Source organism: Chryseobacterium sp. SIMBA_029 (assembly GCF_046535275.1).
Taxonomy (GTDB): Bacteria; Bacteroidota; Bacteroidia; order Flavobacteriales; family Weeksellaceae; genus Chryseobacterium.
This window is the reverse complement of record NZ_JAWRXA010000672.1, coordinates 1-248: the sequence shown is the minus strand read 5'-3', so window position 1 is coordinate 248 and position 248 is coordinate 1. Positions and strand designations below refer to the sequence as shown.

At 34.3% G+C, this 248-nt stretch carries 1 pseudogene; it reads right to left on the bottom strand.

The window, feature by feature from the left end:
- Positions 1 to 196, bottom strand: a pseudogene (locus SB679_RS25660) (hypothetical protein); the annotation flags it as partial.
- Positions 197 to 248: the final 52 nt, after the last annotated feature.

Genomic DNA, 248 nt, shown 5'->3' with positions numbered 1-248 from the left:
CATAAGCCGCAGCAATCCTTCCATATTCCATTACGGCCTCGTCATTATTAACAAATCTATCAAACTTATTAAGTTCTATTTCCGCTAAAACTACTGAATGATTGCTTGTTTCAACCAATTTTATTGTACCGCTTATTTCTGCTGTCATCATTGTTAATCCTGCATGCCAGCCCGGGAATATCCATTTTGTCTCCAATAGCAAAGTATATTTTGATGAAATATCCTTTTTAAAAAAACTCTCTTTATAG